Genomic DNA, 5,807 nt, shown 5'->3' on the forward strand with positions numbered 1-5,807 from the left:
GTATGCGCAAGCCAAGAACGATTTGCCGATACTCTCAGGCTGTTTTAAAACGGCCACGAACACGGTATGAGGATCTGGGCGATGACGGCAAGACGAACCACCATCCGGCAACTGGCACTGACCGAGGTCGTTGACCGCGACACTCCCGGCGCGACGCCGGTCAGCATCACCACGCCCGAGGGCGGCACCATCTATCACACGGTTCCGCTCGCAAACCCCGACACCGGCAAGCGCCGCGACGCACGCCCGCAATGGATCGCAGGCACCTTCCCTCTCTTCCCTGTTGTCCGGCTCGCTGACGGCGCGCCGTGGGCTGAGGCGAACGTCTGGCTCATCGATATGATGGAGTCGAAGTCGTCGCCCAACATGCTGACATTCGCGAGCGTCGCAGACGATCTGGCGGCGTTCCGTCGTTATCTGGATGATGAGGATATCGACTGGCTGACGTTCCCCGTGAACAAGCGGCAACGTCCGACATACCGCTATAGCGCCTCGATCAAGCTGGCCGTGCAGTCGGGAGAACTGTCTCCGGGCGTCGCCAAGCGTCGTATGGGCGCTGCGGTGCGCTTCTATCGCTGGCTCATGACCGAAGCAGGCTTCAGGCCCGCGAACGCGCCGTGGGTCGAGTCTGACCGTTTCATCGAGTTCAAGGACCAGAAGGGCTTCGGCAGCGTGGTCGAGGTCAAGACCACCGACCTGTCGATCAGCGGTCGGCGCGCAGAAGACCCGTGGGACGATCGCATTCAGGACGGCAGTCGCCTGCGCCCGCTCCCCTCTTCCGAGCAGTCGGTGCTGCTTGAATCGTTAGCCGCTCTCGGCAACACCGAGATGACGCTCGTTCATCTGTTCGCGCTTTTGACGGGCGCTCGCATCCAGACGGTACTGACCGTGCGCGCGAAACACGTAATGCGCAAGCCGGGCGAGTTTCACGGCGACGACATCCGTCTCGCCTGCGGGCCGGGTACGGGCATCGACACGAAGGGCGGTGTCAAGGGCGTGTTGCACCTGCCGCGCAGTTTCTACGAGCGGCTATACATCTACGTGCACAGCGAACGTGCTCGCAAGCGTCGCCAACTGGCAGACGGCGGCGACCACCCCGACCAGTCGCTCTTTCTCAGCCATCGCGGTGCGCCGCTCTACGAGAATCGTGAGTCGCGCGGCCCGGTCAGCACTGGCCCGCAGGTGCGCCGCCACGTCAAGACTGGTCAGGCCGTGCGCCAGTTCATCAAGGACGAGCTGTTGCCCATGATGCGCGTACAGCTCGGCAACCCCAGGTACGAGTTCAGCTTCCACGACCTCCGCGCAACCTTCGGACTGAACATGGTCGACGCGATGACAGCGAATGAGACGAAGTACACGCGGGCGCTCGATCAGTTGCGGCAGTTGATGTGGCACGCGCGGCTGTCCACGACCGAGGGCTACCTCAGCTACCGCGAGAATCGCAAGCTGTTCGACGCCGTCCAGGACGGCTGGGGCGCGCACCTATCGACGCTAGTCACGCGCACCCTGGACACTGCGGTGGCAGCATGAGCCGCCAGTACGACGAAGTACGCATGCCGCTCGCGGAGGGCACGACGCTGCTGCACCCCGAGCGCGCGCTGCTCAAGTGGGAAGGCATTAACAACCGTTCCGATATCGGGCAGATCTGCTACCTGACGCGTGACACGTCGAGCCCGCAGCGCACGCGACGCACTTTTGACCACACAAGCTTCAGCAGCGAACGTACCAAGGTCGTGCGCCTTCTGATGACGCAGCTTTCCGAGCGTATAACCCTTGGCGCGATGCGTCCGAATACGATCTACATTGCTCTGCGCGTCGTGCTTGATTTCGTCAACTGGGCCGACAGGCAGGGCTTGCATCAGGTGCTCTGTGACGAGCAGGCTACGGCGGAGGCGGTTCATGACTACTTCCGTGAGAAGCGCGAACAGGTCGCGCTGGGCAACCTGAACCGCAATTCCGTCGGCCACAATCAGCGTAATCTGCTGTCGACGCTACGCGAGTTCTTTAGAAACGACGACTTCTGCGCCGATGTAAGGGTGCTGCGCCACCAACAGCATGCGTCAGTGCCGACGGCTGTGCCTGACGCCGAGGCACAAGCCGCCTTGCTCGCGTGGGCTGACGCGCTCTTCAGCAGCATCAGCACGCTGGTGCTCGACTTCAAGCCGTACCCGGTCCGAGTGACCACGGCGCGAGGCGAGAGTCTTTGCCTTGTTCCGCACACACACGACCGTAGTGAAGGCGACGACTCGCACGGCTTGCTTGGCTGGAATCTGGAGACGGGGCAGCCGCGCGCCCGGGAAGAACTCACGACGCGCATGGCAGGAGCTAAAAATCCTCGCCAGCGCTCGTGGGCCATCGCCAGATTAACGGCTAAACATCTTGCGGCGGCGAACGAGGACACGCAGTCGCCGATCCGGCGCTCGCACGCTTCGATGGCGGCCTTGTGCTTCGCTGCGCTGTTTCTGGCCGAAACGGGCGTCAATCTCGCACAGCTTCTGGCCATGAAGTGGAGCCCGGAGCTTGCCGCAAGCCTGCAAGTTGCGTCGGCCGTGCGTCAGAAGTTTCGCGAGATCAAGTACCGTTCAGGCGGGAGGGATGTCACCTTCACCGTCTCGCTGGGCTTCATGCCAAAGCTCAAGGCATATCTGGCGTTGCGCGAGTATCTGGTGCAGGACGCAGACTGCGACACATTGTTCATTGTAGTCGGGCATTACGCACAGCTACGACGGCTAATGGATCTCCCATCTCAATTTCTGGCTCGGCTTTACGATCGACTCGACACGCTCGGGATCGTGCTGCCGCGCATTAGCGCACGTGAGTGGCGTGCGGCGAAGCAGGATTGGGCGGTGAGCAACCACGGCCCTGTCGTCGCAGCCAAGCTGATGGGACACTCGTTGGACACGGCGCTGCGCTCGTACTCGAACGGCACGGACGCCGCACACAAGGCTGAGATGGGCGCGTTCCTCGCTTCGGTCGAGAAGACCGTGCTGAAGCCCGGCAACGACCCAGCGGGCAGCATCAAGAGCGCGGTGGGCGTCTGCATCGAATTCCACAAACCTGCGCCGATCGCAGCGTCGGTCACCGTACAGCCTGACTGCCGCTCGACCGAAGGATGTCTCTTCTGCGACCAGTACCGCGTGCACGCTGACGCCGCCGACATCCGCAAACTGCTGAGCTGCCGTCACTGCGTCAGGCTCGTGAGCGGGCGTGCCGATTCGATCAAGCAGTACGACAGATCATTCGGCGCGGTGCTGCGGCGCGTCGACTTCCTGCTGGACGAACTACGCAAGCGCGACGCCACACTGGTCTACCAGATCGAGCAGGAGGTTGATATTAACGGGAATCTGGACGCCTTCTGGTCGGCCAAGCTCGACCAGCTTTACGAACTGGGAGTGGCATGAATAACACGCTGATCGCGCCGAGCGCTGAGCGCCCCGACTGGTATCGGGTCGAAGACGATACGGTTGTCACACGCGACAAGGCTGGGAACGCCGTTTCGCTGTTTGGTGACGACGCCTGGGACATCCGTGCATATACGATTGGACCGCGACGCACGCATATCCATTTCAGGGGGCACCTGCCTGACGGTGTGAGCCGCGCCGTTTCAGATGCGACTACGCGTCAGTGGAAGCAGGTTATGTACTTTCTGATGCACGAAGCAACCGATACGGTACCGGCGTCCAGTACGCTTCAATCTCGTTCAGTTTACCTGAAGGAATTCACGTCCTTTGCCGCCGAACGTCAGCTTACGCTCTACGAGGGGTTGTCCAACGTCTCCGTTGTCCTGGACTATGCGGCGCAAGCTGGGATGGAGATGAAGGCCCAACGCCTTCATTCAATTCTGGTGAAGCTTCACCGTCTGGGCGTCGAGACCACAGGGCTGCGCGTGCCGCTGGCCCAACTGCATGAGCCTTTGCTCGAACGCTTCGCACAACGCGCTGGAAGCTCACAATACCCAGTCATCCCAACGCGGATCTACCAGCACTTCCTGTCGACCTGTGGGTACGACCTCGGCGTCGCTGAGGGCATCGCCGACGTTCTGTCGGACTACCTCGCACGCGTGTACGCTGGCGAGAATCCGGGCGTCTCCGCGGCACTGGTAACGGCTGCTGCGCACTTCGGGTGCAAGGACTCTCCTTATATCGTGGCGGCGCTTGTGGCGTCGATCAGCGCGCTGTGCCAACTCGTCATCCTGTCGTTCACCGGCATGCGCGCGATGGAAACAGAGAACCTGCCGTACGACTGTCTGAGAGAGACCCGTCTGGATGGCGTGACCCACTACACCATCGAGGGCATCACGACCAAGCTGTCGGGCGGGCGTCCCAAGCGCGCATGCTGGGTGACCAGCCCGCTCGCTGCTCGCGCCGTCAGGCTCGCGCAACGGCTGTCGGGCGAGGCGCACCGTGCGCACGGCGTTCAAGGTTACGCCGAATGGACGGACGGTTCGCACCTGCTGTTCTGTCGGATGGGTCTGCGTTATGGGTACGTGGCAAACCGGGCGACGAGTACCGTACATATTGATATCGAAGCCTTTCGCAAGCGAGTCTTCCCGACGATCACGGTCGAGGACATCGCTGAACTGAAACGTGTCGACATGCACCGCGCGTGGGAAGACGAGCCGAAGTACGCGCTCGGGCAGCAGTGGCCGTTCACGCGTCATCAGCTTCGCCGCACGCTCGCGCTGTACGCGCACCGCAGCGGTCTCGTGACACTGCCGACGCTCAAGCGTCAGTTGCAGCACATCACACAGGAGATGAGCCTGTACTACGCTCGTGGCTCGGCGTTCGCGAAGAGCTTCATCGACACCGATAAGACTCACTTCGCGAAGGAATGGGCCGAGACGCAGGGCCTGTCCGAGTACCTTGCGTACGCCGAGCAGGTGCTGTTCTCTGACGAGCGGTTGTTCGGCGGACACGCAGCGTGGACGCAGAGTCGTGCCGTGCAGGCGTCGCCTGTGTCGGTCTACTCGCGCGAGCAGACGGTCACGATGTTCGAGAAGGGCGAACTGGCGTACCGCGAGACCGTGCTGGGCGGCTGTGCCAGCGTCGAGCAGTGCAAGTCGACGCCGCTCGACTGGATGCGTCTGGATTGCCTTGAATCGAACTGCCGTAACCTCGTGGTCGTACCGTCGAAGCTTCAGCGCGTGATCAAATCGCAGCAGGCTACGGTCGAGAAGCTGCGCGCTGTCGACGGCGCGAGCGTCGAATTCCGGATTGAGGCGCAGACGCTGCAACGACTGAGTGAGGCGCAAGAGAAACTGATCAAACCGGAGGGAACATGAGCGACACCATGACCGACTACTATGCCGCCCTCGAGCGGCTGAAGAAGCGCAAGGGTGCGCGTATCAACAACGACACCGTGGCGATCGAGGCGGGTCGCAAGAAGGGCAGCATCAAGAAGTCGCGCCCGCAGTTTACCGAGCTGATCGAAGCAATCGACGCGGCCAACGCAGTAGCCGAGCGCCCGAAGCTCGAACTGACCGACCGTCTGAACCGCGCGAAGGGCAACACGAAAGATCTGCAGGCACAGCTGGACGAGTCGCTGGCTCGTGAACTCGCACTGCTGCGTCAGGTCTTCAGCCTGCGCAAAGAACTGGCCGAGCTGCGTGGCGGTAGCGTCCTGCCCTTGCAGCCGCGCTAGATCGGGTCGTTACGCCATGCGAAACTTGCGGCGGAAGATGGACACTCCGACGGTCGTTCTGTCCACTTTTTCTTCTAATCTGATGGACGTCCCGCAGACTGGCGATTCCAGTATTTTCAAGGCTCAGGCTGATGTCCATCGTTTTTCTCTTGCGCGTAACGATGGCA

Annotated in this window: 4 protein-coding genes; all 4 read left to right on the forward strand. The window is 61.9% G+C overall.

Annotated features, from left to right (window positions below):
• Positions 1–81 precede the first annotated feature (81 nt).
• The 4 genes from FFS45_RS41210 to FFS45_RS41225 are packed head-to-tail and all read left to right on the forward strand — an operon-like array spanning position 82 to position 5,640.
• Positions 82–1,530, forward strand: coding sequence for a site-specific integrase (locus FFS45_RS41210; RefSeq protein WP_137960313.1), 1,449 nt, complete (start codon positions 82–84; stop codon positions 1,528–1,530).
• Positions 1,527–3,401: an integrase gene (locus FFS45_RS41215; RefSeq protein ID WP_137960314.1), complete on the forward strand. Its 1,875-nt coding sequence runs from the start codon at positions 1,527–1,529 to the stop codon at positions 3,399–3,401. Before FFS45_RS41210 ends, FFS45_RS41215 begins: the two co-directional genes overlap by 4 nt.
• Positions 3,398–5,281: an integrase gene (locus FFS45_RS41220; RefSeq protein WP_137960315.1), complete on the forward strand. Its 1,884-nt coding sequence runs from the start codon at positions 3,398–3,400 to the stop codon at positions 5,279–5,281. The genes FFS45_RS41215 and FFS45_RS41220 overlap by 4 nt, the downstream gene beginning before the upstream one ends.
• The gene (locus FFS45_RS41225; protein WP_137960316.1) at positions 5,278–5,640 is read left to right on the forward strand and encodes a hypothetical protein; all 363 of its coding nucleotides are present in this window, start codon (positions 5,278–5,280) and stop codon (positions 5,638–5,640) included. Before FFS45_RS41220 ends, FFS45_RS41225 begins: the two co-directional genes overlap by 4 nt.
• Positions 5,641–5,807: the final 167 nt, after the last annotated feature.

The organism is Burkholderia sp. 4M9327F10 (assembly GCF_005503145.1).
Taxonomy (GTDB): domain Bacteria; phylum Pseudomonadota; class Gammaproteobacteria; order Burkholderiales; family Burkholderiaceae; genus Paraburkholderia.

Bases quoted from the DNA above. Each gene is read 5' to 3' on its own strand.
- FFS45_RS41210 (WP_137960313.1), top strand. From the start codon at position 82: ATGACGGCAAGACGAACCACCATCCGGCAACTGGCACTGACCGAGGTC.
- FFS45_RS41215 (WP_137960314.1), top strand. From the start codon at position 1,527: ATGAGCCGCCAGTACGACGAAGTACGCATGCCGCTCGCGGAGGGCACG.
- FFS45_RS41220 (WP_137960315.1), top strand. From the start codon at position 3,398: ATGAATAACACGCTGATCGCGCCGAGCGCTGAGCGCCCCGACTGGTAT.
- FFS45_RS41225 (WP_137960316.1), top strand. From the start codon at position 5,278: ATGAGCGACACCATGACCGACTACTATGCCGCCCTCGAGCGGCTGAAG.